This is a genomic window from Muricoccus vinaceus (genome assembly GCF_042433125.1).
GTDB lineage: Bacteria > Pseudomonadota > Alphaproteobacteria > Acetobacterales > Acetobacteraceae > Roseomonas > Roseomonas vinacea.
In genome coordinates, this window is sequence record NZ_JBHLVZ010000002.1 from 413,973 (window position 1) to 439,415 (window position 25,443).

26 protein-coding genes are annotated in these 25,443 nt (G+C 72.3%); 18 read left to right on the forward strand and 8 right to left on the reverse strand.

All coding sequences use genetic code 11. The features are described 5' to 3' along the window. The first annotated feature begins 55 nt into the window (after window positions 1–55). The 5 genes from purC (at window position 56) to ACFFIC_RS03735 (ending at window position 3,227) form a co-directional block, all read left to right on the forward strand. Window positions 56–820 (forward strand): phosphoribosylaminoimidazolesuccinocarboxamide synthase, encoded by a 765-nt coding sequence (purC, locus tag ACFFIC_RS03715; RefSeq protein ID WP_377048730.1) that lies wholly within the window; start codon window positions 56–58, stop codon window positions 818–820. Between the two features lie 13 nt (window positions 821–833). Next, window positions 834–1,079 carry a phosphoribosylformylglycinamidine synthase subunit PurS gene (gene purS, locus ACFFIC_RS03720; RefSeq protein ID WP_377048731.1) on the forward strand — a complete coding sequence of 82 codons (246 nt, stop codon included), beginning with the start codon at window positions 834–836 and terminating at the stop codon, window positions 1,077–1,079. 28 nt (window positions 1,080–1,107) lie between these two features. After that, entirely contained in the window at window positions 1,108–1,359 is a 252-nt protein-coding gene (locus ACFFIC_RS03725; RefSeq protein ID WP_377048732.1) for a hypothetical protein, read from the forward strand. After that, window positions 1,356–2,030, forward strand: coding sequence for a phosphoribosylformylglycinamidine synthase subunit PurQ (gene purQ / locus ACFFIC_RS03730; protein WP_377048733.1), 675 nt, complete (start codon window positions 1,356–1,358; stop codon window positions 2,028–2,030). The genes ACFFIC_RS03725 and purQ overlap by 4 nt, the downstream gene beginning before the upstream one ends. A gap of 114 nt (window positions 2,031–2,144) precedes the next feature. Further along, window positions 2,145–3,227: an SMP-30/gluconolactonase/LRE family protein gene (locus ACFFIC_RS03735; RefSeq protein WP_377048734.1), complete on the forward strand. Its 1,083-nt coding sequence runs from the start codon at window positions 2,145–2,147 to the stop codon at window positions 3,225–3,227. A gap of 84 nt (window positions 3,228–3,311) precedes the next feature. Here ACFFIC_RS03735 and ACFFIC_RS03740 read toward each other — a convergent pair whose 3' ends face one another. Further along, entirely contained in the window at window positions 3,312–4,316 is a 1,005-nt protein-coding gene (locus ACFFIC_RS03740) for an SDR family NAD(P)-dependent oxidoreductase (protein ID WP_377048735.1), read from the reverse strand. Window positions 4,317–4,706: 390 nt separating this feature from the next. On the opposite strand from ACFFIC_RS03740, the gene ACFFIC_RS03745 reads away from it, so the two are divergent. The 6 genes from ACFFIC_RS03745 to ACFFIC_RS03770 all read left to right on the forward strand — a co-directional run bounded on the left by ACFFIC_RS03745 (window position 4,707) and on the right by ACFFIC_RS03770 (window position 9,855). Beyond that, window positions 4,707–4,877 (forward strand): hypothetical protein, encoded by a 171-nt coding sequence (locus ACFFIC_RS03745; protein WP_377048736.1) that lies wholly within the window; start codon window positions 4,707–4,709, stop codon window positions 4,875–4,877. Window positions 4,878–5,053: 176 nt separating this feature from the next. Beyond that, the gene (locus ACFFIC_RS03750; RefSeq protein WP_377048737.1) at window positions 5,054–5,656 is read left to right on the forward strand and encodes a transposase; all 603 of its coding nucleotides are present in this window, start codon (window positions 5,054–5,056) and stop codon (window positions 5,654–5,656) included. Window positions 5,657–5,751: 95 nt separating this feature from the next. Then, window positions 5,752–7,998: a phosphoribosylformylglycinamidine synthase subunit PurL gene (gene purL / locus ACFFIC_RS03755; protein WP_377049265.1), complete on the forward strand. Its 2,247-nt coding sequence runs from the start codon at window positions 5,752–5,754 to the stop codon at window positions 7,996–7,998. A gap of 13 nt (window positions 7,999–8,011) precedes the next feature. Further along, the gene (locus tag ACFFIC_RS03760; RefSeq protein ID WP_198379355.1) at window positions 8,012–8,245 is read left to right on the forward strand and encodes a BolA family protein; all 234 of its coding nucleotides are present in this window, start codon (window positions 8,012–8,014) and stop codon (window positions 8,243–8,245) included. A 12-nt stretch (window positions 8,246–8,257) separates the two neighbouring features. Beyond that, window positions 8,258–8,599 carry a Grx4 family monothiol glutaredoxin gene (gene grxD / locus ACFFIC_RS03765; protein ID WP_377048738.1) on the forward strand — a complete coding sequence of 114 codons (342 nt, stop codon included), beginning with the start codon at window positions 8,258–8,260 and terminating at the stop codon, window positions 8,597–8,599. Further along, window positions 8,596–9,855 (forward strand): MFS transporter, encoded by a 1,260-nt coding sequence (locus ACFFIC_RS03770; protein ID WP_377048739.1) that lies wholly within the window; start codon window positions 8,596–8,598, stop codon window positions 9,853–9,855. The genes grxD and ACFFIC_RS03770 overlap by 4 nt, the downstream gene beginning before the upstream one ends. A 55-nt stretch (window positions 9,856–9,910) precedes the next feature. Here ACFFIC_RS03770 and ACFFIC_RS03775 read toward each other — a convergent pair whose 3' ends face one another. From ACFFIC_RS03775 to rpsD, 3 genes are all read right to left on the reverse strand, one after another. Beyond that, a complete protein-coding gene (locus tag ACFFIC_RS03775) occupies window positions 9,911–10,834 on the reverse strand; it encodes a DUF4394 domain-containing protein (protein WP_377048740.1) in 924 nt (307 codons plus the stop codon). A gap of 416 nt (window positions 10,835–11,250) precedes the next feature. Further along, complete coding sequence (locus ACFFIC_RS03780; protein WP_377048741.1) at window positions 11,251–12,033, reverse strand: hypothetical protein; 783 nt, start codon at window positions 12,031–12,033, stop codon at window positions 11,251–11,253. Between the two features lie 95 nt (window positions 12,034–12,128). Continuing rightward, window positions 12,129–12,746 carry a 30S ribosomal protein S4 gene (gene rpsD, locus ACFFIC_RS03785; RefSeq protein WP_377048742.1) on the reverse strand — a complete coding sequence of 206 codons (618 nt, stop codon included), beginning with the start codon at window positions 12,744–12,746 and terminating at the stop codon, window positions 12,129–12,131. A gap of 245 nt (window positions 12,747–12,991) precedes the next feature. On the opposite strand from rpsD, the gene ACFFIC_RS03790 reads away from it, so the two are divergent. Beyond that, window positions 12,992–13,213: a hypothetical protein gene (locus ACFFIC_RS03790; protein ID WP_377048743.1), complete on the forward strand. Its 222-nt coding sequence runs from the start codon at window positions 12,992–12,994 to the stop codon at window positions 13,211–13,213. Window positions 13,214–13,232: 19 nt separating this feature from the next. Here ACFFIC_RS03790 and ACFFIC_RS03795 read toward each other — a convergent pair whose 3' ends face one another. The 4 genes from ACFFIC_RS03795 to ACFFIC_RS03810 form a co-directional block, all read right to left on the reverse strand. Further along, window positions 13,233–13,808, reverse strand: a complete 576-nt coding sequence (locus ACFFIC_RS03795; RefSeq protein WP_377048744.1) for a helix-turn-helix domain-containing protein — start codon at window positions 13,806–13,808, stop codon at window positions 13,233–13,235. 158 nt (window positions 13,809–13,966) lie between these two features. Further along, on the reverse strand, window positions 13,967–14,488 hold the full coding sequence (locus ACFFIC_RS03800) for a Dps family protein (RefSeq protein WP_377048745.1): 522 nt from the start codon (window positions 14,486–14,488) through the stop codon (window positions 13,967–13,969). A 116-nt stretch (window positions 14,489–14,604) separates the two neighbouring features. After that, on the reverse strand, window positions 14,605–18,675 hold the full coding sequence (locus tag ACFFIC_RS03805) for an ATP-binding protein (RefSeq protein WP_377048746.1): 4,071 nt from the start codon (window positions 18,673–18,675) through the stop codon (window positions 14,605–14,607). Next, the gene (locus ACFFIC_RS03810; RefSeq protein ID WP_377048747.1) at window positions 18,672–19,046 is read right to left on the reverse strand and encodes a response regulator transcription factor; all 375 of its coding nucleotides are present in this window, start codon (window positions 19,044–19,046) and stop codon (window positions 18,672–18,674) included. The genes ACFFIC_RS03805 and ACFFIC_RS03810 overlap by 4 nt, the downstream gene beginning before the upstream one ends. A gap of 292 nt (window positions 19,047–19,338) precedes the next feature. On the opposite strand from ACFFIC_RS03810, the gene ACFFIC_RS03815 reads away from it, so the two are divergent. The 6 genes from ACFFIC_RS03815 (at window position 19,339) to ACFFIC_RS03840 (ending at window position 25,371) form a co-directional block, all read left to right on the forward strand. Next, window positions 19,339–20,325: an alpha/beta fold hydrolase gene (locus tag ACFFIC_RS03815; protein WP_456306915.1), complete on the forward strand. Its 987-nt coding sequence runs from the start codon at window positions 19,339–19,341 to the stop codon at window positions 20,323–20,325. A gap of 135 nt (window positions 20,326–20,460) precedes the next feature. Then, entirely contained in the window at window positions 20,461–21,111 is a 651-nt protein-coding gene (locus ACFFIC_RS03820) for a hydrolase (RefSeq protein WP_377048749.1), read from the forward strand. Window positions 21,112–21,159: 48 nt separating this feature from the next. Further along, a complete protein-coding gene (locus tag ACFFIC_RS03825; protein WP_377048750.1) occupies window positions 21,160–21,420 on the forward strand; it encodes a DUF1427 family protein in 261 nt (86 codons plus the stop codon). Continuing rightward, a complete protein-coding gene (locus tag ACFFIC_RS03830) occupies window positions 21,420–23,375 on the forward strand; it encodes an amidohydrolase (protein ID WP_377048751.1) in 1,956 nt (651 codons plus the stop codon). The genes ACFFIC_RS03825 and ACFFIC_RS03830 overlap by 1 nt, the downstream gene beginning before the upstream one ends. A 2-nt stretch (window positions 23,376–23,377) precedes the next feature. Beyond that, window positions 23,378–23,779, forward strand: coding sequence for a DoxX family protein (locus ACFFIC_RS03835; RefSeq protein WP_377048752.1), 402 nt, complete (start codon window positions 23,378–23,380; stop codon window positions 23,777–23,779). Next, window positions 23,776–25,371: an MFS transporter gene (locus tag ACFFIC_RS03840; protein WP_377048753.1), complete on the forward strand. Its 1,596-nt coding sequence runs from the start codon at window positions 23,776–23,778 to the stop codon at window positions 25,369–25,371. Before ACFFIC_RS03835 ends, ACFFIC_RS03840 begins: the two co-directional genes overlap by 4 nt. The last annotated feature ends 72 nt before the right edge of the window (window positions 25,372–25,443 follow it).

Sequence of the window (25,443 nt, forward strand, 5' to 3'; positions counted from 1 at the left end):
CGCGGGCGGGGCCCAGGCCCCGGCCGTTCGCGGCCGAACAGGTTTCGGAACCCTCATGGCCCGCAGGCGACAGCTCTACGAAGGAAAGGCAAAGGTCCTCTTCGAAGGCCCGGAGCCCGGCACCCTCGTCCAGTACTTCAAGGACGACGCGACGGCGCTGAACGGCACCAAGAAGGGCGTCATCACCGGCAAGGGCGTGCTGAACAACCGCATCAGCGAGCACCTGATGATGAAGCTGGCGGATATCGGCGTCCCCACCCACTTCATCCGCCGCCTGAACATGCGCGAGCAACTCATCCGCGAGGTCGAGATCATCCCGCTCGAGGTGGTGATCCGCAACATCGCGGCCGGCTCGCTGGCCACCCGCCTCGGCATCCAGGAAGGCACCCGCCTGCCGCGCTCCATCGTCGAGTACTACTACAAGAACGATGCCCTGAACGACCCGATGGTCTCGGAGGAGCACATCACCTGCTTCGGCTGGGCCGCGACGCAGGACCTCGACGACATCGTGGCGCTGGCGCTGCGCGTGAACGACTTCCTCACCGGCCTCTTCCTCGGCGTCGGCATCTCCCTCGTGGACTTCAAGCTCGAATTCGGTCGCCTCTACGAGAACGACGAGATGCGCATCGTCCTCGCCGACGAGATCAGCCCGGACAACTGCCGCCTCTGGGATGCCAAAACCGGCGAGAAGATGGACAAGGACCGCTTCCGCCGCGACCTCGGCAAGGTCGAGGAAGGCTACCAGGAGGTCGCCCGCCGCCTGGGCATCCTCCCCGAGGCCGGCGTGCGGGACCTCAAGGGCCCGGAACTCATGCAATGATGGAGTTGATGCAGTGACCACCAGAGCGCGCGTCTTCGTCATGCCCAAGACCGGCGTCCTCGACCCCCAGGGCAAGGCCATCGGCCACGCGCTGGGCACCCTCGGCTTCGAGGGCATCGGCGAGGTCCGCACCGGCAAGGTCATCGAGCTGGAGCTCGCCGAAACCGACCCCGCCGCCGCGAAGGCCGCGGCCGAGGCCATGGCCCGCAAGCTGCTCGCCAACACGGTGATCGAATCCTTCCGCGTCGAGATCGCCTGAGCGGCGGCCCCGAAGGAACGACCGGCCGGTGATCAAGGCCAGCCTCCTGATCATGACCGTGCTCACGGTCCTGATCTCCATGCTCCTTTCCTGGCGCGAGCGCCGCCTCGCCGCGGCCCGCCCCGCCGTGCCGCCCGCGCGCAAGGCCCGGCGCCCGCCCGGCTTCCTCGCCCGCGGAAAGGTCAGCCTGGACCGCTGGGTCACCGCCGCCGCCATCGCGGCCATTCTCACCATCGCCGTCCTCGGCGGCCTCCACTGGCTCAGGGTCCTCCAGCGATGAACGCCACCATCCTCCTCTTCCCCGGCACCAACCGCGAGCGCGACATGGCGATCGCCCTGGAACGCGCGACCGGGAAGAAGCCGACGCTCACCTTCCACCGCGAAACCGAGCTCCCGGCGGGAACCGACCTGGTCGTGCTGCCCGGCGGCTTCTCCCACGGCGACTACCTGCGCTGCGGCGCCATGGCCGCCCGCTCCCCCATCATGCCCGCCCTCCACGCCTTCGCGGAAAAGGGCGGCCACGTGCTCGGCGTCTGCAACGGCTTCCAGATCCTCTGCGAGGCCGGCCTCCTCCCCGGCGCCCTCCTCCGGAACGCCAACCTCCGCTTCCTTTCCATGGACTGCGTCCTGCGCGTCGAGCGCGCCGGCACCCCCTTCACGTCCCGCTGGCAGAAGGGCGCCACCTTCCGCGCCCCCATGGCCCACGGCGACGGCAACTACTTCGCCGACGACGAGACGCTGGACCGCCTGGAGGGCGAAGGCCTCGTCGCCTTCCGCTACGCCGACGGCAACCGCAACGGCGCCGCCCGCGACATCGCGGGCATCCTGTCCCCCAGCCTCCGCGTCTGCGGCCTGATGCCCCACCCCGAGGACCTGGTGGACCCCCTCATGGGCGGCGAGGACGGCATGCCCCTCTTCACCTCCCTCGCCGAGACCCTCGTCTCCACCTGAACGGCCGGCGGGGCCCAGGCCCCGCCCCCCCACGGGCTTGCGAACCCCGCGCCCGCCATGTCCATCATCCCTTCCGCAGGCGCGCCGATCCGACGCGCCAGGGAGGAAACCAGCATGACCACCACCCGACGCGCCCTTCTGGGCGCCGCCGGCCTGGCCGCGGCCACCAGCGCCACCGCCGCCGCCCAGTCCTTCCCCTTCACGCCCAACCAGCGCTACCCCGACCCCGCCATCCAGATCCTGGACCCGGCCTTCGCCAAGTACCGCCTCTACAGCAGCACCGTCGAACAGCTCGCCACCGGCATGCGCTGGGCCGAAGGCCCCGCCTACTTCCCCGAGGGGGGCTACCTCCTCCTCAGCGACATCCCGAACAACCGCATCATGAAGTACGACGAGAAGACCAACGCCTTCACCGTCTTCCGCCAGCCCGCCAACTTCGCCAACGGCAACACCCGCGACCGCCAGGGCCGCCTCGTGACCTGCGAGCACTCCGTCACCCGCCGCGTCACCCGCACGGAACAGGACGGCTCCATCACGGTGCTGGCCGACAAGTTCGAGGGCAAGCGCCTCAACGCCCCCAACGACATCGTCGTGAAGTCCGACGACACCATCTGGTTCACCGACCCCCTCTTCGGCATCGGCGGCGAATGGGAAGGCAGCCGCGCCACGCCGGAACAGGCCACCACCAACGTCTACCGGCTCGCGCCCGACGGCCAGCTCAAGGCCGTCGTCACCGACCTCCTCAACCCCAACGGCCTCGCCTTCTCGCCGGACGAAAGCAAGCTCTACGTCGTCGAATGGCGCGGCACCCCCAACCGCTCCATCTGGAGCTTCGACGTCGCGGGGGACGGCACCGTCTCCAACAAGACCAAGCTCATCGACGCCGCCGACCAGGGCGCGCTCGACGGCTTCCGCGTGGACCGCGACGGCAACCTCTGGGTCGGCTACGGCAGCAACGGCGCCCTCGAGCCCAGCCCCACCCAGTCCGGCCCCCGCATGGTCCACCAGCTCCGCGGCAAGCCCGAGGACCTCGACGGCGTCATGGTGTTCAACCCCCAGGGCAAGCCGCTCGCCCACATCCGCCTGCCCGAGCGCTGCGCCAACCTCTGCTTCGGCGGCCCCAAGGGAAACCGCCTCTACATGACCAGCTCCCACTCCCTCTACGCCCTCTACGTCGAGGCCCACGGCGCGGCCTGACCCGGCGGCGCCGGGCCCCCGGGCCCGGCCCCCTCGGCCAGGCCGCCCGGCGCGCCGCGCCTCGATCGCCCCGCGCGGCGCGCCCTACCGCCCGCCGCGCTCCGCCGCCATCCGCGCCCGCACGCCCCCCTCCACGCCGGTCCCCACGGCCACCGGCCCGTGCACCGACCCCGGCCCCACGGGCCCGGGCGGCGCCTCCTCCACCTGCGCCCGCCGCACCACCTCGCCCGCCAGCCGCTCCGCCCAGCGCGGCGCGATCCGGCTCCCCAGCACCGCCCCCCGCGCCTTCCACCCCACGGCATACTCGGCCTCGGGATGCACCGACATCCAGACGATGGAATCCACCACCTCCTCCGGCCCATCCAGCAGGCTCATCCGCGCCGCCCGCCCCGTGTAGTTCCCCGCATGGTCCCAGAACGGCGTGTCCACCGCCCAGGGCTCCACCGTCGAAACCCGGATCGCCCCGTCCAGCCCCGCCTGCCGCAACTCCTCGTTCACCGCCGCCCCCAGCCCGATCAGCGCCGCCTTCGTCGCCGCATAGCTGGCGTGGTACGCCACCGGCACCCGCCCCTCCACCGAGGACACGTTCACCAGCACCCCCGCCCCCTGCGCCCGGAACTGCCGCAGCGCCGCATGGGAGCCGTAGATCGCCCCCTTCAGGTTCACGTCCACCACCCGCGCGTGATCCGCCAGCGGCACCTCCTCGAACCGCCCGATCGAGGCCACCGCCGCGTTGTTCACCCACACGTCGATTCGCCCGAACCGTGCCAGGGCCGCCCGCGCCAGCCGCTCCACCTCCTCGGCCCGGCTCACATCGGTCGGCACCACCAGCGCCTGCCCGCCACTGGCCCGCACCTGCGCCGCCACCTCCTCCAGCACCGCCCCCCGCCGCGCCGCCAGCACCACGTTGGCGCCATAGGTCCCGAGCTTCTCCGCCACCCCGCGCCCGAACCCGCTCGACGCCCCCGTGACGACATAGGTCCGCCCCGCCACCAGCGCCCGGTCTCCACCGCCCAGCTCGGAGGGCGCCGAACACCCGGCCACCATCACCCCCAGCACCACCACCGCGCACCACCGCATCCACGCCATGCCCGCGCCCTCCACCCGCGGAAGCCCGGGCCTCGGTGCTCCCCCCGGTCAAACCCGCCATGCCCCCGTTCGTTCCACAAAGTAGAACCAGCACGCGCCAGACGTTCAGCCGCCACGGCACCGCCGACGAAAAGAAAGACCGGAAGAAGGAATTCCCCCGGACCCTCATCCTTCTCTGCCTGACGCGGCGGCAGATGCAGCGCCCTCCCGGTGCGGGCCGCGGCCTTCCGGAACGGCATCTTCAGGCTCCCGGGGCGAGGCTGCACAGCAAGTCGTGGCATCCCACCACGCCGCTTGTTATGCTGATCCTCCGGATGGCCCTGAGGCGGAGAGTGGGCAGCCTGAACGGGTTGGTCCGGGATGTTGAGCCGATCAAACCTGGAGGCTGCTATGGACCTCTTTTCTCCCTGGTGGCGGGCGGCGCACCCAAATCCGAGCCTGACCCTGGCCGTCATCACGATCGCAACCGTGACTGCTCTCGTCCTGTTCGAATATGCCCTCGAATGGCCCGTTCTGATCGAGACGGAGCGAAGCCCGGATCCCGCGCCACCGCGGGGTTGACGCCACCGCGCACGCGGCAGGGCATCCCGGCCCCGCCCCGCCCCTCAGCGGGTCTGCAGGCGGTGTTTCCGCCGCGGCCTGGAGGCACGGAGCCTTCCGGCCGCAGGCATGGCCGGGCACGCGAGCCGCAAAGGAATAAATTGACAATCTAGGGCAACGGCAGGCTATACAGTCCCATGCCCCTCCCCCACGCCCCCCGCCTGACCACCCCGCTTCCCTGGTCCCCCCTCTCCGACGACGCCTGGCTCGCCCTCCTCCCCCACGTCCTTCCCCGCTCCCCGGCCGGCCGCAGAATCTCCGACCTCCGCGCCCGCATGAACGCCATCTTCCACACCACCGCCCACCACGCCCCCTGGCGCGAAACCCCCGGGGGCGCCGGCACCCCCGACACCATCGCCCGCCACTACCGCCGCCTCACCCGCGCCGGGCTCTGGGAACGCCTTCTCATCGCCCTGGCCGAGGCCCCGCCCAAGCACCCCCTCCGCAGCATCGAGCACCTGATCGTCCGCGCCTGCCGCCGCGCCCACCGCCTGCTCGGCCTCCCCTTTCTCCTCCTCATCCGCCGAATCGGGCTCCGCTCCGCCCTCCCGGCCCCGCCCTGGCTCCTGCCGGACCCCGATTTGTCCGAAGTCTGCGCGCGCAGCCTCCCGGGCGCCCTGCCCAGCACCCGCGCCGGCCTCGCCGCCCTGAGGACCCGCCTCCGAAGCCTGAAATACCTCCTCAAGGCGGCCGCCGGCCGCCGCCGCATCCCCCGCAGCGTCCGCCTGGCCTGGCCCTGATCGAACCCATGCGCCCCGCACCCACCCCCCCCCGCGAAAGGCCCCTCGACAAGCCGCATCCCCCTGCCCAAAACCCGCCCATGCCGAACCCGTCCATGCCGAACCCGCCCGGCGAAACCCCCGCCGGCCTCCTCGATGAAGCGAAGGCCCGCGCCCTCGCCAAGGATTTCGGCCTCAAGGGCGACGAGTTCGACCGCGTCCTCACCATCCTCGGCCGCAACCCGTCGCTGACGGAACTCGGCATCTTCTCGGTGATGTGGAGCGAGCACTGCTCCTACAAATCCAGCCGCGTCTGGCTGAAGGAACTGCCCACCAAGGCCCCCTGGGTCATCCACGGCCCCGGCGAGAACGCGGGCGTCATCGACATCGGCGACGGCCTGGCCGCCATCTTCAAGATGGAATCCCACAACCACCCGAGCTTCATCGAGCCCTACCAGGGCGCGGCCACCGGCGTCGGCGGCATCCTGCGCGATGTCTTCACCATGGGCGCCCGCCCCATCGCCAACCTCAACGCGCTGCGCTTCGGCGCCATCGACAACCCGAACACCAGGCGCATCCTCGACGGCGTCGTCCGCGGCATCGGCGGCTACGGCAACTGCGTCGGCGTGCCCACGGTCGGCGGAGAGGTGAACTTCCACCCCGCCTACAACGGCAACCCGCTCGTCAACGCCATGACCGTCGGCATCGCCAGGCAGGACCGCATCTTCCTCTCGGCGGCCGCCGGCATCGGCAACCCCGTGGTCTATGTCGGCTCGAAAACCGGCCGCGACGGCATCCACGGCGCCACCATGGCCTCCGCCGAGTTCTCCGAGGACGCCGAGGAAAAGCGCCCCACCGTCCAGATCGGCGACCCCTTCGCCGAGAAGCTCCTCATCGAGGCCTGCCTCGAACTGATGGAAACCGACGCCATCGTCGCCATCCAGGACATGGGCGCCGCCGGCCTCACCAGCAGCAGCGTCGAGATGGCCGGCAAGGGCGGCGTCGGCATCGAGCTGAACATGGACAACGTCCCCCAGCGCGAAACCGGCATGTCCGCCTACGAGATGATGCTGAGCGAGAGCCAGGAGCGCATGCTCATGGTCCTCAAGCCCGGCGAGGAGCACGTCGCCGAGGCCATCTTCCGCAAGTGGGAGCTGGACTTCGCCGTTATCGGCCACATCACGGATACGGGCCGCATCACGCTTCGCCACCACGGCATCCTCGAAGCCGACATCCCCCTCGCCCCCCTCGAATCCGAGGCCCCCCTCTACCGCCGCCCCACCGCCGAGACCCCGAAGCAGCCCACCCTCGAAGCCGCCACCATCCCCGACCCCGTCGGCCTCCCCCAGGCGCTCCGCACCCTCATCGCCTCCCCCGACCTCTGCTCGCGCCGCTGGATCTGGGACCAGTACGACAGCACGGTGGGCGGCCAGACCGTCCGCCGCCCCGGCGCCGCCGACGCCGCCATCGTGCGCCTGGAGAACAGCCTCCGCGCGCTCGCCATGACCACCGACGTCACCCCCCGCTACTGCGCGGCCGATCCCGAGGCCGGCGGCGCGCAGGCGGTCGTCGAAACCTGGCGCAACATCACCGCCACCGGCGCGAAGCCGCTGGCCATCACCGACAACATGAACTTCGGCAACCCCGAGCGCCCGGAGATCATGGGCCAGTTCGCCGCCTGCATCCGCGGCATGAAGGCCGCCTGCGAGGCGCTGGACTACCCCGTCGTGTCAGGCAACGTCTCCCTCTACAACGAGACCCGAAACACCGACCGCCCCAGCGCCATCCTCCCCACCCCCGCCATCGGCGGCGTCGGCGTGATCGAGGACGCCCGCAAGGCGGTGGGCCTCGCCCCCGCCGCCGGCCAGGAGATCGTCCTCATCGGCGAAACCCGCGGCCATCTCGGCCAGTCCCTCTGGCTGCGCGAGATCGCCGGGCGCGAGGAAGGCGCCCCCCCGCCCGTGGACCTCCCCGCCGAGCGCCGCCACGGCGACTTCGTCCGCGAGCGCATCCTCTCGGGCGCCATCACCGCCTGCCACGACCTCGCCGACGGCGGCCTGCTGGTCGCCCTCGCGGAAATGGCGCTGGCCGCCAATCTCGGCCTCACGGTCGCCAACACGCCGCCCGGCATCCCCGCCCACGCCTTCTGGTTCGGCGAGGACCAGGCCCGCTACCTCTGCGCCACCCCCGATGCTCCCGCCCTCCTCGCCGCGGCGAAGGCGGCGGGCATCCCCGCCATGCCCATCGCCCGCGCGGCAGGCACCACGGGGGCCTTGGCGCTGCCCGGCCACCCCGCCATATCCCTTGACGAGCTGCGCGCCGCTCATGAGGGCACCCTTCCCGCCCTCATGCGCGACGCCTGAGAGGAACCCCGCCATGGCGATGCCCGCCGCCGAGATCGAGGCGCTCATCCGCGCCGCCCTGCCCGACGCCCGCATCACGATCGAGGACCTGGCCGGCGACGGCGACCACTACGCCGCCACCGTCATCTCCGAGAGCTTCCGCGGCATTCCCCGCGTGCGGCAGCACCAGATCGTCTACGCTGCCCTCCAGGGCCGCATGGGCGGCGCGCTGCACGCCCTCGCCCTCCAGACCTCCGCCCCCGAGTAAAAGGAGCCCCCCATGTCCGACAACCCCACCTTCCAGCAGATCAAGTCCGAGATCGACGCGAGCCCGGTCACCCTCTTCATGAAGGGCACCCCGGTGTTCCCGCAGTGCGGCTTCTCCGCCCGCGTGGTGCAGATCCTCTCCCACATGGGCGTGCCGTTCCGCGGCGTGAACGTGCTGGAGAACGCCGAGATCCGCGAGGGCATCAAGTCCTTCTCCAACTGGCCGACCATTCCCCAGCTCTACGTGAAGGGCGAGTTCGTCGGCGGCTGCGACATCGTCACCGAGATGTTCCAGTCCGGTGAGCTGGCGACCCTCCTTTCCGAGAACGGCGTCCCCCACACGCAGGCGGCTTGACGCCGGACGCCTCGGGCGGCGGCGCACCGCCGCCCGGCCTCGCCGGCGCCTCCTGGAAGGTCGCCCTTTCCGTCACCCTGCTGATGCAGACCGTGGCGGCCTTCCTGAACCAGTGCGTGCCGGTGCTGGCCCCGCTGCTCACCGGCAGCGCCGGCCTTCCGCCCGAGGCGGCGGGCCATCTGTCCGCCCTGGGCACCCTGGGCGTGCTGATCTTCCTGGTGATCGGCGGCCCCATCCTCGCCCGCCTCGGCCCGGTGCGCACGCTCCAGGCCGGCGCGGTGCTGGGGGCGGCGGGCACGGCCCTGGCCGCGCTGGGCGGCACGGTCGCGCTGGGGCTGGCCGCGGTGCTGATCGGCCTGGGCTACGGCCCCACCCCTCCGGCCGGCAGCCGCATCCTGGCCGCCACCGCGCCGCCCCGGCACCGCTCCCTCATCTTCTCGGTCAAGCAGGCCGGCGCCCCCCTGGGCGGCATGGTGGCGGGGCTGCTGCTGGCTCCGGTTGCCGCAAGCTGGGGCTGGCCGGCCGCGCTGGGCCTCGCCGTCGCGATCGCCTTGCTCTCCGCCGCCCTGATCCAGCCCAGCCGCCGCTCGCTGGACGTGGAACGGGAGCCGGACCGTCCGGTGGGGCTGCGTGCCCTGTTCAGCCGCCGCAACCTCGTCGGCCCCTTCGCGGCGCTGCGGCTGCACCCGCTGCTGCCCCCGCTCACCGCGCTGGCCTGCTCGCTCGCCACCGTGCAGGGCTGCTTCTTCGCCTTCGCCGTCACCTGGCTTACGGAAACCCGGGGCATGACCCTGGTGCAGGCGGGCGCCGTCTTCGCGGCCATGCAGGGCGGCGGCGTGCTGGCCCGGGTGGTGCTGGGCTGGATGGCGGACCGCACGGGCAATGCCGCCATGAACCTGATCGGCCAGGGGCTGGGCGGGGCGGCCGTGGTCGCGGTGTTTGTTCTGCTTCCCCCGCTCGGCTTGGGCTGGACGCTGCTCCTGGGGGGCCTCGCCGGCTCCCTGGTCGCGAGCTGGAACGGCATCTACCAGGCGGAGGTCGCGCGGCTCTCGCCACCCGGGCGCATCGCGGAGGCGACGGCGGGATCCAGCACGCTGTGCTTCCTGGGCTACCTGATCCCGCCCACGCTCTTTGCCGTTCTGGTGACGGCGACGGGAAGCTGGCTTTTGCCGCAATTGCTCGCGGCCGGGCAGTTGCTGGTGGTGGCGCTGCTGGTGCTGCCCCGCCTGCGCCGGGGCAGCCGGGCTTCGGGCTGATCCCGGCACGGGCCGGGTAAGGGGCGACCCGCTCGGCCGCCCCCCCTCCGTGGAGCTAGGCGCGGCCGCCGCGGCGCCTGCGCGCCATGGCCAGGCCGAGCAGGCCCATGCCGAGGAGAGCCATGGAAGCGGGCTCCGGCACGGCCACCGGACCGAGCTGCCCGGTCGCGATGTCGCGAAGGCTGTTGTTCCCGAAGGCGCCGAGAAGGCTGGCGGCGCCCGTGGTGAGGTCGATCGAGTAGAGGGCGTTCGCGCCGGTCAGGGTGGTGAGGGAGGCGAAGGCGTCGCCGGTGGCGCCGTCGATGTCGAAGCCGACGCCGGTGCCGTTGGCGAAGAGGCCGAGGCCGAGCGAGCCGATCGTGGTGAGGGTCCCGTTGTTCGGCGGGTTCTGCAGCACCAGCGAGCCCGTGCCGGCGTCGATGCCGTAGAGCGTCGTGGAGGTCACCACGCCCGGCACCTGGTTGGTGTAGGCAACGGCGGTCACGAGGGGGTTCGCGCCCGCGTTCGGGTCGCCGGCGGCGAAGGCCAGCGGCCCATCGACCGCCGTCACTCCGGTGGTGACGTTGACCCGGAGGTTCTGGTCCGTCGCGGTGACGACACGGAGCGCACCGGGGACGGGGTTGAAGCCCACGCCGAGATCGAGGTCACTCCCGGTGACGGGCACCGCCGGGCCCGCCACGCGTGTGGCGGCGCCTGTGCCGGTGTCGATGGTGAACAGGCTTCCCGACTGGCCGAGCGCGTAGAGCTGGCCGGTGGCGGGGCGTGTATCGATGCCGCGGATCGGATCCCCGTTCAGACCCGTCACGGTCAGCGTGGAGGTGACGGCCGACGGGGCGGTGGAGTCGAAGCCGATCAAGGTATTCGGGCCGGCCACCCCGATGATCGGCGCGGCGGCCAGAGGTGTGGCGCCAAGGCCGGCGGCGAGCGCCGAGCCGAAGAGGGCCGCGCGTGCGGAGCGATGCTTCCGGGTGAAGTGCATGGCTTGTGCCTTTCTGCTGGTGACCAGTGAAGCGGACAGCGATGTCCGGTGCATCGGCTAGCAAAGACAATGCCTGACATTAAACTTTTGTAAGATCACAGTATAAACCGAAGCCGCTCAAGTCCTGTCATTTCCCTCGACACAAGGGTTCATCGAAGAAATATTGCTGTTATTTCCGGATGCGCGACGATCTCATCAAATTCAGCTTGATTTGGGCCGGTGTGACTGAAGCTGCACGGAGGCCATGCCGGGCCGAACGCCAGCCATGCCGGCCCGATCGGATGCGTTTACTGGTGCGGGCAAGTGATCGGGGCGGGTGTCCGCGGATTTGGGCACCCGAGGAGCCGCTGTTCGCACCGGGACGATGCCGACGCGCGCCGGGTTCGGGCGGTCCGGCTCCGGGGTTGGCGGGGGTACTAGGCTGGGCCGGACAGGCCCGCAGCGCGCCGACGCTGCCAAGTGACGGCGGCAACCAGGGCCAGCATCCCCGCGGCGGCGAGGGCGGCGGGGATGTTCACCTGGTTGGCGCCGAGGTTGGCGACCACCACCGCCACAAAGGCCCAGGCCACGGCGACGGCGAACCAGAGGGCGTCACGCCGCAGCAGCCAGGCGATGGCGGCGGCGGCGCCCCCGGCGGCCAGCAGGATCACCACGGCGAAGAGGGTGGTGCCGATGCCGTGCTCGGGCATCATCCCCGCCGTACGGGCGGCGGTGGAGAGGTTCACGAAGCTGGCGGCCGTCAGCCAGCCCGCGAGAAGGCCGGTGAGCGGGACGACGATCCAGCGGGGGCCGATGCCCGGCTCCGGCGTGTTGCGCGCGATGAAGAGCGCCGCCAGGGCGCAGGCGAGGCCGATCAGGATGATGAAGAAGAGGCCGAAGCCCACGCTGGCCGAAAGCTGGGACACCACCTGCCACAGCGCGTTCGCGGCGAAGGCGCCGGCCAGTGGCCATCCCGTCCGCTGGGCCAGGGTGCTGCCCCGGCTGGCCGGCAGGAACTGCCAGATGCCGTAGGCCGCGGAGAGGATGAAGATCACGCTCCAGATGGAGAAGGCGTAGCCGGCCGGCACCACGGGTGTCTGCGAGGCGGCGGACACCGCGGCCATGGAGGTGCCCATGCCGAGGGCCGGCATGAAGGCGACCAGGATCTGCGCCCAGGGGAGCAGGAGGCAGAGAAGGCGGCGGAGTTGGTCCTGCGGCACGCGGGCGATTCCCCTGAAAGGCGAATGGCCGGAGGGTGTTCCCCTCCGGCCATCCGGGCAACGCCGCGTTTGTGCGATGGTTCAGCCGGGGCTGATCAGCGCGAGTAGAACTCGACCACCAGGTTCGGTTCCATCTGCACGGGGTAGGGCACGTCGGACAGCTTGGGGGCGCGCACGAAGGAGCCCTTCATCTGGCGGTGGTCCACCTGGATGTACTCGGGCACGTCGCGCTCACCGGACTGGGCGGCATCGAGCACGGCGGTCAGGCCCTTGGACTTCTCCTTCACCTCGATGAGGTCGCCGTCCTTCACGAGGTAGGAGGGGATGTTCACGCGCTTGCCGTTCACGGTGATATGGCCGTGGTTGACGAACTGGCGCGAGGCGAAGGGGGTGACCGCGAACTTCATGCGGTAGATCACCGCATCCAGGCGGCGCTCGAGCAGCTCGATCAGGTTCTCGGAGGTGTCGCCCTTGCGGCGCACGGCCTCGTCGTAATACTTGCGGAACTGCTTCTCGCCGATGTTGCCGTAGTAGCCCTTGAGCTTCTGCTTGGCCATCAGCTGGATGCCGAAGTCGGTGGGCTTGTTCTTGCGGCGCTGGCCGTGCTGGCCGGGGCCATACTCGCGCTTGGCGATCGGGGACTTGGCGCGGCCCCAGAGGTTCACGCCGAGGCGGCGGTTGATCTTGTACTTGCTTTCCGCGCGCTTGGTCATGCGCCGGGTCCTTTCAGTCTGGTCCGGACTTGCGCCCCCGCATTCGCGGTGTGGCCTCGTGCCCGTGATGTTGTCCCGGTAGTCCCCTGGCGGGTCTGCTGGGGGCGGGCGCGCGCCGTTCGGGGGCAAAAGCCCCTGGGCACGTCCACGTTCCCGGGAAGAGGGGCGCGCTTAGGCGATGGGCGCCCGAATGTCAAACCTCGCTTGTCAAAGCCGGGGCCGGTGCCATACCGGGGCGCATGGGAATGCGCGAAGAAATCCTCCTCCTCGGGCTGTCGGCCGGGATCCTCGGGGCCCTGGTGGGGGGGCTGATGCTGGCCGTCGGGCTGGGCATGGTGACGCAGAACGCCCACGCGGGCTGGTTGCTCGTGATCCCGGCGGCGCCGGTGGCGGGCTGGATCGGTTATGCGCTGGCGAAGCGGACCGTGAAGCGGCTGGTGACGGGGGAGTCGCCCCGGCGAGGGTGAAGGAGGGGCTTCCCGACCGTCATGGGCCCGGCCGTTCTCCCGCGCGCCGCGCCGGTGCCGGCTGGTGCTGCCGCCTCCAGGCCAGCGGCGTGCTGCCGACGGCGCGGCGGAAGAGCCGGGAGAGATGCGCCTGGTCGGACAGCCCGCAGGAAAAGGCGATCTCCGAGAGCGGCGCGGTGGTGTGCAGCATCAGCTCCTTCGCCCGCGCGATCCGGCGCTCCACGACATAGGTATGCGCCGTGCGGCCGAAGCTCTGCTTGAAGGCGCGGGCGAAGTGGCCGCTGCTGAGGCGGATTTCCGAGGACAGGTGCCTGTGCGTGATGGGCTGGTCCAGGTGCGCCTCGACGTAGCGGGTCAGCCGCATCACCTGCCAGCGCGCCAGCCCGCCGGGCACGATGCCCCAGGCCATGGGGAGGCCATCGGCGGCGGGTGCGTCGAGCAGGCGCGAGGCGTGCAGGAGGGTGCGCGCCGCGGCCTGCCGGTCGTGGTGCAGCAGGTCCCGCGCATCCTGCAGGAGCTGCGAGACGGTCGCGGCACCCATTCCGCCCATCATGCCGTCCGGCGCGGCGCAGGGCGCGGCATTGCGGCTGTGCATCCTCATTCTCCTCCGTCGATCGTCCAGGATGGACGGGGGACAGACTGGCCGCGCGCCGCGCCTCGCTCCACTCGGCAAACATTGGTCCGGGCGACCTGTTCGCATTGCCGCCCCTATACCTGCGTATGAGCCGGGCATCCGCGCCGGGGGCGGGCGCCTCAGCCGTGCCCGTGCCGGCCGGCCTCGGAAAGAAACCAGACGCGTCCCTCGCCCTGGTCGATCCAGCCCGCCAGCAGGCTTGCGGTGGCCGCGTCGCCGTGCCCGTCGCAGAGCGCGAGCAGGGCGCGCATGTGGCCGACCAACATGCCGTTGTCCTCGCGCAGTTCCGCCAGCATGTCCTGCGGGCCCACGCCGTGGGCGTCGTTGTCCAGCAGCCGTTGCAGCCGCGCGACGTGGCCCACCGAACGGATGGTGGTCCCGCCGAGCTTGCGGGCCCGCCCGGCAACCGGTTCCACCATCGCCAGCAGCTCGCCCGCCTGCCCGTCGAAGGTCAGGTGGTGCTCGCGGAAGCGCGGGCCGGAGGCGTGCCAGTGGAAGTTCTTCGTCTTCAGGTACAGCGCGAACACGTCCGCCAGCAGCGCCGCCAGCCCGGCCGTGATGTCGCGCGCCGCCTCCACCGAGAGGCCGGACGGCGTGGCGGGTGCGGCGAGGCGCCGGGTCTGCAGCGGGTTGTCGGTCATCGCATGCCAATCCATCGTCGGCGGCCCTCTCTGGGCCGGAGGCGGCACACTGGAGCGGGCCGGGGCGGTGTTCTTGTCGGGCCGGAACCGGACTGGGACGATCCTGCGGCGCCGTGTCAGTCGCGGGCGGCACCGGGGCGCGCGGGCAGGCGGACAAGGAACCGGCTTCCCCCGGATGCCACGGGGGCGCATTCGAGGCGCCCGCCATGCGCCTCCACGATCGAGCGGCAGATCGAGAGCCCCAGGCCGAGCCCGGTGGGCTTTGTCGTGAAGAAGGGATCGAAGATCCGGGCGAGGTCCGCGGCGCCGATGCCCGGGCCGGTGTCCTGCACGGTGACCTCCACCGCGCCCGCGGCCGCGTCGTGGCGGGAGGCGATGACCACGCGGCGCGGGCGGTCGCGAACGGCCTCCATCGCTTCCGAGGCGTTGACGATGAGGTTGAGGAGCACCTGCTCCAGCTGGACGGGATCGGCCGCGACGACGGTGTCCGGCGCGGCCAGCACCTGCTCGATCGCCGCGCCCTTCAGCTCCACCTCCGGCGAGACGAGGCCGGCCACCTTGCGCACGAGGCCGTCGATCCGCACCTCGCGGTGCTCGGGCGGGGCCTGCCGTGCCAGGGCGCGGAGCGCGCGGATGATGTCGCTCGCGCGCTGGCCGTCCCGGACGATGTCGCGCAGGCTGGCCAGCGCCTCGCCGGTCTCGGGCACGGGCCGGCCCAGCCAGCGCTCCGCGGCGCCCGCCTGGGCGACGATGGTGGAGAGGGGCTGGTTGATCTCGTGCGCGATCGAGGCGGCGAGCTCCCCCATCGTCACGGCCTGCGCGGCGCGTGCCAGCTCCGTGCGGGCGTTGCGCAGCGCGGCCTCGGTCGCGCGCCGCTCCGTCACGTCCGTCAGCACGCCGACGAAGACCTCCGGCCCCGCCGGCCCGAGCAGCAGCTCCACATGGCGCGCCGCGCCCTCCGGCCCCGCGGGGTCGATGATGCGGAAGGCGTGCGGGCCCGTCGCCACGGCGCCCCGGGGGTCCGCGACCAGCGCATCGAGCCGGGGGCGGTCATCGGGATGCGTCCGCGCCCGCATGGCCTCCATCGGCAGCGGCCCGCCCGCCGGGTCCGCGCCCCATACAGCGTAGAGGCCGTCCGACCAGATGTGCTCCCCGGTCGCCCGGTTCCAGCGGAAGCTGCCGGACCGGCTGATCCGCTGCCCCAGGGCAAGGGAGGCCTCGCTCATGCGGAGGGCGGCGTAGAGGCGCGCGTTCTCCAGGGAGATCGCGGCCTGGCTTGCGATGAGCTCCAGCAGAACCTGGCGCGAGCCGTCGAAGGCATGGGCCGCGACCTCGTTCTCCAGGTGCAGCACGCCGAGCAGCGTGCCGCCCTTCACCAGCGGCAGCGACAGGAGGGAGCGCGCGGCGCGGATGGCGAAGTAGCCGTCGAAGCCGTGTTCGTGCGGCTCGGCCAGGTCGGGGATGGACACCGCGCGGCGCCGCTGGATCACGCTGTAGAGCACCGAAAGCGGCAGGTCGCGCGCGGATGGCGCGGCGCGGGCGAAGCGCACGGCGATGCGCCCCCCCTCGGCCGGGTGGCCCTCATCGAGGGTGCCGAGCGCCTCCACGATCGTGCGGCCCTCCCCGGTCAGCACCAGGGCGGCCCGGCTGGCGCCCGCGACGGTCATCGCCTGTCCGAGCAGCCGCTCCACGAGGCGGTCGGTGTCGATCTCGCCGGACAGGCTCTGCACGGCCGCCATGGCGGCGCCGAGGTCGAGGCGGTCATGGCCCTGCGCGAGGAGCGGGCCGCCGGCCCGGCCCGCCGCGAGAAAGGGATGGCGCGCCGCCAGCCTCGCGGCCCGCGCGGCGGCCCCCCAGGCTTCGTACTGGGCGTGCGCGCCGCGCAGGTGGTGCCGCGCCGCCCCTTCCAGCCCGTGGGCGGCGTAGCAGGCGGCCGCCCGCTCATGCGCGATCGCGCGCACCTGCGGGCGGTCCCCGGCGGCGGCGGCGGCGACGGCCTCCTCGTAGAGGGAAAGGGCGCGCAGCGTGTCCCCGTCCAGCCGGGCCGCCTCGGCCTCGAGCAGCAGGGCCTTGTCGCCGAAGTTCCCGGGGTTGAGCCCGGCCCAGCCGCGCATCCGGGCCAGGTGCGGCGCGAGCCCCGCCGCGTCCCCGCGCGCGGCGCGGAGCAGGCCGGCGAAGAGGTGGATGCACATGACGTGGATATGCGCCGGCGTGGACCAGGCGAGCCCGCCGGCTCGGGCCAGGCATTCCTCCGCCTCGTCGGCGTCGTCCGCGGTGAAGGCGACGATGCCGCGGAACAGCCAGTACCAGCACAGCAGCGGAGTCATCGCGCTGCGCGGCGGCCGGTCCGGCAATGCGCCGGTTCCGCGGAGCGCGCCCACGAAGCCGCTTTGCACGCCGAGGATGGCCGCGACGTCCTCGAAATGCGCGCCGCGCGCGACGGCGAGCCCGCGCCCGATCTCCTCCGCCACGCGGCCGAGCGGGGCGCCCATGACCAGCAGGTCCGAGACGATGTGGTTGCAGGCGTAGCAGGCCATGGCGACGTCGCCGCCGTCCCGGCTCTCGGCCAGGGCGGCGCGCGCGCAGCCGAGGGCGAAGTCGAAGGGGCGGGTCCAGGCGCTGACCTGGTCGAGCGCGACGAGGGTCGCGCTCCGCACCTCGCCGCTGCCCGACGCCTCCGCGATGCGCACGCCCGCCTGCGCGAATTCGAGCCCGCGCCCGTACTCGCCGAAGCGATGGGCGAGCGCGACGCCGAACCACGCGATGCCCTGCGCCGAGGCGGGCGCGAGCCCGTGCAGGGCGGTGAGCCGCACCTGCTCGCAGAGCAGGACGAACATCAGGGCGTCGTCGACGAAGTTGGCGGGAACCACGAGGCTGGCGAGCAGGTCCATCCCATCCCGCAGGCGGGCGTCGGACATGGGCGCCAGCCCGGCCAGGGCGGCGGGGCCGCGCCCGCCCATGGCGGCCCGCAGGCGGTGGTAGGCGGCCTCGGCCTCGGCCGGGCCGGGTGCCGGCGGCAGGTCGATGCCAAGGAGCGGAAGGGCCTCCGCCCCCGTCCGGATCGCGCCCGAGAAGTCCGAGCGCAGGCTCCGCAGCCGGATGTCGAGCCGCCGGGCCGCGACGCGCTCGGCCTCGCCGGAGGCCGCCTGCATGAGGCGCGCGATCGCCGCCTCCGCCTCCGGGAAGCGGCCCTCCAGGATCAGGCGCTCCGCCTCCGGCCGCACGGGGGTGGGGGCTTCGACGGGCTCGGCCGGCGCGCCGCGAGGCGCGCGCGTGGGCCGGGCGCCGTCGTCCCCTTCCCCGCCGGGCGGAAAGGGCTCGATGCGGCCCGTGCGCTCCCAGTCCTCCAGGCAGCGCCGCAGGTCGCGTTCGAGGGCAGCGGCGGAATGGTGGCGGCGCGCCGGATCCTTCTCGATCAGCTTCAGGAGGAGGGTGTCCAGCATCGCCGGCACCTCCGCGCGGAAGCGGCTGGGCGGCGGGGGCCGGCGCGCGGCATGGGCGTGGATCCAGCCCAGCGCGTCCTCCGCCTCGAAGGGCAGTCGCCCGGCCAGCAGGGCGTAGAGCGTCATGCCGAGGGCGTAGAGGTCCCCGCGCGCGTCGCTGACGGGATCGGCCCTTCGCGCCCGCTCCGGCGGCATGAAGGCGAGGGTGCCGGCCATGCCGTCCTCCTCCGGGACGGCCTCGCCCGCGCGATGGGCCAGGCCGAAGCCGGCCAGCCGCACCCTGCCGTCCGCGCCCTCGAAGAGGCTGGCGGGCGTGATGTCGCGGTGAAGCAGCCCGGCGGCGTGCAGGCGCCCGAGGGCACGGGCGGCGCCGGCGGCGATGCGGAGAAAGGCGCCCATGTCGCGCGCCGCGCCGGCCTGCGGCGGCCCGCCCCCGTCGTCGCGCAGAACCAGCACCGGGCCGTCCAGCGTGGCGAAAAGGTGCAGCGGCAGCACGGCCCAGCCGGGCGAGAGCGCGCCGCGAAGCGAGAAGGCGCGGCGCAGCCGGGCTTCGGCGCCGGGCTCCTCGGGCATCGCCGCGCGGCAGAGCAGCCAGGTCATGCCCCTGGCCGGCGAGCGCGCGCGCAGCGTCACCACCAGCCCGTCCGCGGCGACCGGTTCCGTCGCGAGTTCCGCGAGATCCCGCGCATCGCCGGGCCCGTCGCGGAGCGCGTCCGGCGCCCGTGCGGCGGAGGTTGCGCTCAAGCGCCGCCTCCGGGTTCCATGGCCTCCGCAATGCTCGTGACAAGGAGGTTGGGGTTGCACGGCTTCTCGAGGAAGAAGCGCGCGCCGCCGGTGATCGCGCGCTCATGCACGCGCTCGTCGGGAAAGGCGGTGATGAGGATCACGGGCAGCTCGGCGCGGCGGGAGCGCACGGCGCGGAGCAGGTCGAAGCCCGACAGTTCCGGCATCTGGATGTCGGAAACCACGCAGTCGAAGGGCGAAAGGTCCTCCGCGAGGAAGGCCGCCGCCGAGGAGAAGGCCCTGGTGCGGAGGCCGGCCGAGCGCGCGAGGCTCGCGAGCGCCACCCTGACGCTGTCGTCGTCGTCCACGATGGCGATGAGATGATCTCGCAAGCCGCCCGACCTTTCCGGAACCCAGCACCGACGCGGCGGCCCGGCATTCAGCCATACCGCCGCGGCGAGTGCCGCAACACTATACAAGAGTTCAGGCGCGCAGGAGTTCAGGCGCCATGCCCGCCGGTGTCCGGGACGGGGACGCAGCCGGTGCGGCCGGGCGCTTCCATGTGCGGATCGTCCAAAACCATCAGCGCCCGACAAGAGCCCGCGCGCCGCGCCGCCTAGCTTCCGCCGTGTCCGAGGGAAGGGCCCGCATGGCGCGGCGCCCGGACACGGCAGGAGAAGCGGCATGAACGATCATCCACCCTCCGGTCCGGCAACCCGCCGCGGCGTCGTGAGCGGACTCGTCCTGGGCGGCATCGGCGCGGCCGCCCTTCCCCCCGTTTCCGCCGGCGCGCAGCCCGCGCCGGCCATGACACCCCTCACCCCCAACCGGCATCCGGAGCATCGCAGCATGGCCACCTTCACCACGCGGGACGGCACCTCGATCTACTACAAGGACTGGGGCAGCGGCACGCCGGTCGTGTTCAGCCACGGCTGGCCGCTGAGCGGCGACGCCTGGGAGGCGCAGATGGTGCACCTCTCCTCCAACGGCTTCCGCTGCATCGCGCATGACCGCCGCGGCCACGGGCGCTCCTCCCAGCCCTTCGCGGGCAACGACATGGACACCTACGCGGACGACCTCTACGCGCTCATGGAGCATCTCGACCTTCGCGGCGCGATGTTGGTCGGCCATTCCACCGGCGGCGGCGAGGTGGCGCGCGTGGTCGGCCGCCACGGCACGTCGCGCGTCGCCAAGGCGGTGCTCGTCAGCGCCGTCGCGCCCTACCTGATCAGGAACGAGGGCAGCCCCGAGGGCGTGCCGCTGGAGGTGCTCGACGGGCTGCGCGCCAGCATGCTGAAGGACCGCTCGCAGCTCTTCCGCGATTTCACCACCGTGTTCTTTGGCGCGAACCGCCCGGGCGCGCAGGTCTCGCAGGGAATGCGCGACAGCTTCTGGCTGCAGGGCATGATGGGCGGGCTGAAGAACGAGTACGACTGCATCAAGGCCTTCTCGGAAACCGACCTGACGGCGGACCTGCGGAAGATGGACATCCCCGTGCTCGTGATCCACGGCGACGACGACCAGGTGGTGCCGATCGCCGCCGCCGGGATGCGGTCGGCGAAGATCGCGCCGCGGGCGACGCTGAAGGTCTATCCGGGCGGCGCGCACGCGCTGACCGACGTGGCGCGCGACCAGCTCAACGCCGACCTGCTGGCCTTCGCGAGGTCCTGACGGCCGGGGGCGCCCCTCCCGCAGGCGCCCTTTCTCGCTTGCAATATCGCAATCCAGGCTTTGCGGACTGCGTCATGGCCTTGCGCCGCCGCCGCCGCGATCATCCCGCCATCCACTCCGCAGGGACCATCCGACATGCCCACCGCGACCGCGACCCCCGGCAAGCTGCTGCTCAGCCCGGCCGACCACACGCTCGTCATGATCGACTTCCAGTCGCAGATGGCCTTCGCGACAAAGTCCATCGATCCCGTGGCGCTGCGCAACAACGCCGCCCTCGTTTCCGCCGCCGCCGCCGGCTTCGGCGTCCCGACCATCCTCACCACCGTTGCGGAGAAGTCCTTCTCCGGCCCGATGTTCGAGGAGGTGACGGCGCCCTTCCCGGGCCAGGCGCTGCTCGACCGCACCTCCATGAACACCTGGGAGGACGCGGCGGTGATCGCGGAGGTGAACCGCATCGGCAAGTCCCGCATCGTGCTCGCGGGGCTCTGGACGGGCGTGTGCATCGTGGGGCCCGCGCTTTCCGCGCTCGACCAGGGCTTCGAGGTGTTCTTCATCGCCGATGCCTGCGGCGACGTGTCGGACGAGGCGCATGAGCGCGCGGTGCAGCGCATGATCCAGGCGGGCGCGCAGCCGATGACCGCCCTGCAATACCTGCTGGAGCTGCAGCGCGACTGGGCGCGCACCGGCACCTACGAGATGACGACCGGCGTCGCCAGGAAGTACGGCGGCGCCTACGGCCTCGGCATCGTCTACGCCAAGTCCATGTTCAACGCCCACGAAGGCTGAGGCCCGCGCCGGGCCTCGGCGCCCGGCGCGATCCCATCGGAGGACGCGATGAAGCCCTACCTGCTTTCCCTCGGCGCCGGACTTCTCGTCGGCGTCGCGTACGGCGTGCTCGGGGTGCGTTCCCCGGCGCCGCCGGTGATCGCGCTGCTCGGCCTGCTCGGGATCCTCGTGGGCGAGCAGGTGGTTCCCGTGGCGCGGCGGCTGCTGGCGGGGCACCCGCTGCCCGCCGCGGTGCTTCACGCCGATTGCGCGCAGCATCTCTTCGGCCGCCTGCCGGGGCGCGGCGCCGCGGCACGGGAGCACGTCTGATGCCGGAGATCACGCGCCGCACCATGGCCGGGGGCGCCGCAGCCCTGGGCCTTGCCACCCTCAACCGGAGCCCCGCCATGGCCGCATCCGCGCCCGACCTGATCCTGCACAATGGCCGGATCACCACCCTGGACCGGGGGCGGCCGGCGCCGGAGGCGGTCGCGGTGACCGGCGGCCGCTTCTCCGCCGTGGGGGATGCGGACGCCATCCTGCCCACCGCCGGGCCGGGCACGCGGATGATCGACCTCAAGGGACGGCGCCTCATCCCAGGGCTGATCGACAACCATCTGCACATCATCCGCGGCGGGCTGAACTTCAACATGGAGCTGCGCTGGGACGGCGTGCGCAGCCTGGCGGACGCGATGGGCATGCTGCGCGCGCAGGTGGCGATCACGCCGCCGCCGCAATGGGTGCGCATCGTCGGCGGCTTCACCGAGCACCAGTTCGCCGAGAAGCGCTTGCCGACGCTGGACGAGATCAACGCGGTCGCGCCCGACACGCCCGTCTTCATCCTGCACCTGTACGACCGCGCGCTGCTGAACGGCGCGGCGCTGCGGGCGGCGGGCTACACCAAGGACACGCCGAACCCGCCGGGCGGCGAGATCCAGCGCGGGCCGGACGGCACGCCGACCGGCCTGCTGCTGGCGCGGCCGAACGCCACCATCCTCTACGCGACGCTTGCCAGGGGTCCGACGCTGCCCTTCGACTACCAGCTCAACTCCACCCGCCACTTCCTGCGCGACCTCAACCGCCTGGGCGTGACGGGCGCGATCGACGCGGGCGGCGGCTACCAGAATTACCCGGACGACTACAAGGTGATCCAGAAGCTGGCCGATGACGGCGAGCTGACGGTGCGCATCGCCTACAACCTGTTCACGCAGAAGCCCAAGGCGGAAAAGGAGGACTTCCTGCGCTGGACGGGCTCGGCGAAGTACCAGCAGGGCGACGACTACTTCCGCCTGAACGGGGCGGGCGAGATGCTGGTCTTCTCCGCCGCCGACTTCGAGGACTTCCGCGTGGAGCGGCCGGAGATGCCGCCCGAGATGGAGCCGGAGCTGGAGGCGGTCGCGCGCATCCTCGTCCAGAACCGCTGGCCCTGGCGGCTGCACGCCACCTACGACCAGACCATCGACCGCGCGCTGAACGTGTTCGAGAAGGTGAACGCCGAGATGCCGATCGGCGACCTCCACTGGATCTTCGACCACGCGGAAACGGTGAGCGAGCGCAACCTGGAGCGCATCGCGCGCCTCGGCGGCGGCGTCGCGGTGCAGCACCGCATGGCCTACCAGGGCGAGTACTTCGTGGAGCGCTACGGCGCGCGCGCGGCGGAGGCGACGCCGCCGGTGGCGAAGATGCTGGAGATGGGGGTGAAGGTTTCCGCCGGCACGGACGCCACCCGCGTCGCCTCCTACAACCCCTGGGTCGCGCTCTACTGGCTGACCACCGGCAAGACGGTCGGCGGGCTGCGCATCACGCCCGAGCGCAACACCATCGACCGCGAGACGGCGCTGCGGATGATGACGGAAAAGGTCACCTGGTTCTCCAACGAGGAGGGCAAGAAGGGCCTGATCGCGGAGGGGATGCTCGCCGACCTCGCGGTGCTCGACCGCGACTACTTCAGCATCCCCGGCGACGAGATCCAGGACGTGACCTCGCTGCTGACGGTGGTGGGCGGGGTGGTGGTGCACGGCGCGGGCGACTTCGCCTCCCTCGCGCCGCCGCTTCCGCCGGCCATGCCGGACTGGTCGCCCGTGCGGCGCTTCGGCGGCTACCAGGACCGCCGGGCCGAGGCGCCGGGGGCGAAGGGGGCCTTCGCCCGCGCGGTCGCCCGCTGCTGCGACGCCGCCTGCGGCGTGCACGGGCACGACCATGCCCGCGCCTGGGCGGCCTCCGCCCCGGCCGGGGCGGACAAGGGCTTCTGGGGGGCGCTGGGCTGCTCCTGCTGGGCCTTCTGAGGATGAGCCCGGCCCTGCGGCGCGCGCTGATCTTCCTTGGCCTGCTCGGTCTCTGCGCGGCCTATATCCAGGGCGGGCTGAACAAGCTGGTGGACTACCCGGGCGCGGTGGCGGAGGCGGCGCATTTCGGGCTGCCGCTGCCGGCCGCGACGGCCGCCCTCACCATCGCGCTGGAGCTTGCCGCCAGCCTGATGGTGCTCACCGGGCGGCTGCGCTGGCTCGGCGCGCTGGCCCTGATGCTGTTCACCCTTGCCGCGACCTTGATCGCCAACCGCTACTGGGTGCTGCCGCCGGGGCAGGAGCGCTTCATGACGGCCAACGGGTTCTTCGAGCATCTCGGCCTCGCGGGTGCCTTCCTGCTCGTCGCGCTGTGGGACCGGCAGGGCGCGAGGAACCCGGCATGAGCGCGCCCCAGCCCGCCACGGGGCCCTTCGCGCCGCTGCGGCAGACCACCTTCGCGGTGATCTGGGCGGCCACCGTTCTCGGCAACACCGGCAGCTTCATGCGCGACGTGGCCAGTTCCTGGCTGGTGACGGATCTCGCCGCCGGGCCCGCGGCCGTGTCGCTGATCCAGGCCGCGGGCACGCTGCCGATCTTCCTGCTGGCGATCCCGGCGGGCGTGCTGTCGGACATCCTGGACCGGCGCCGCTTCCTGATCGCGGTGCAGGTGCTGCTGGCGGCCGTGAGCGGCACGCTGGTCCTGCTTTCCTGGCTCGGGCTGATGACGGTCACGGCGCTGGTCGCGCTCACCTTCGTGGGGGGCATCGGGGCCGCGCTCATGGCACCGGCCTGGCAGGCCATCGTGCCGGAGCTTGTGACGGCAAAGGACATGAAGGGCGCGGTCGCGCTCAACTCGCTCGGCATCAACATCGCCCGGTCCATCGGGCCGGCGGCGGGCGGGCTGCTGCTCTCGGCGGCGGGCGCGGCCTTCACCTACGGCGCGGACGTGGTGAGCTATGTCTTTGTCATCGCCGCCCTGCTCTGGTGGAAGCGGCCGGAGAAGGTGGAGGACGCGCTGTCCGAGAACTTCGGCGGCGCCTTCCGGGCCGGGCTGCGCTACGCGCGCGCCAGCCGGGAGCTGCATGTGGTGCTGCTGCGCGCGGCGATCTTCTTCGCCTTCGCCAGCGCCGTCTGGGCGCTGCTGCCGCTGGTCGCGCGCAACCTGCTGGGGGGCGATGCCGGCTTCTACGGCATCCTGCTCGGCGCGGTGGGGCTGGGGGCCATCGGCGGCGCGCTGCTGCTGCCGCGGCTGCGCGCCGTGCTGGACGCGGACGGGCTGATGCTCGCGGCCAGCCTGGCGGCGGCGGGCGTCATGGCGGCGCTCGCGATGGCGCCGCCGCGCTGGCTCGCCCTTCCGGTGCTGCTGCTGCTCGGCATGGCCTGGATCGTGGCGCTGACCACGCTGAACGGCGCGGCGCAGGCGATCCTGCCGAACTGGGTGCGGGGGCGGGCGCTGGCCGTCTATCTCACGGTGTTCAACGGCGCCATGGCGCTGGGCAGCCTCGGCTGGGGCGCGGTGGCGGAGGCGACCGGCGTGCCCGCGGCCCTGCTGGCGGGGGCGGGCGGGCTGGCCGTCGTCGCCCTCGTGCTCCACCGGGTGAAGCTGCCGGTGGGCGAGGCGGACCTGGTTCCCTCCGACCACTGGCCGGAGCCGCTGACGGCCGACCCGGTGCCGCATGACCGCGGCCCCGTGCTGATCCTGATCGAGTACCAGGTGGAGCGGGCCGACCGGGTGGCCTTCCTGCGCGCGCTCAACGCCCTTTCGACCGAGCGGCGGCGGGACGGCGCCTATGGCTGGGGCATCACCGAGGACGCGGCCGACCCCGGGAAGCTGGTGGAGTGGTTCATGGTGGAATCCTGGGCCGAGCACCTGCGCCAGCACCGCCGCGTCTCGCGCGCCGATGCGGACGTGCAGCAGGCGGTGCGCCGCTTCCACGTCGGGCCGGAGGCGCCCGTGGTGCGGCACTTCCTCACGGTGGGACCGGCCCCGGGCTGAAGGACGCGGCCCGTATCCACGTTGCCGCCGGGTGCTGGCCCCCGCTATGCATGGGCGGGTTCAGCGACTTCT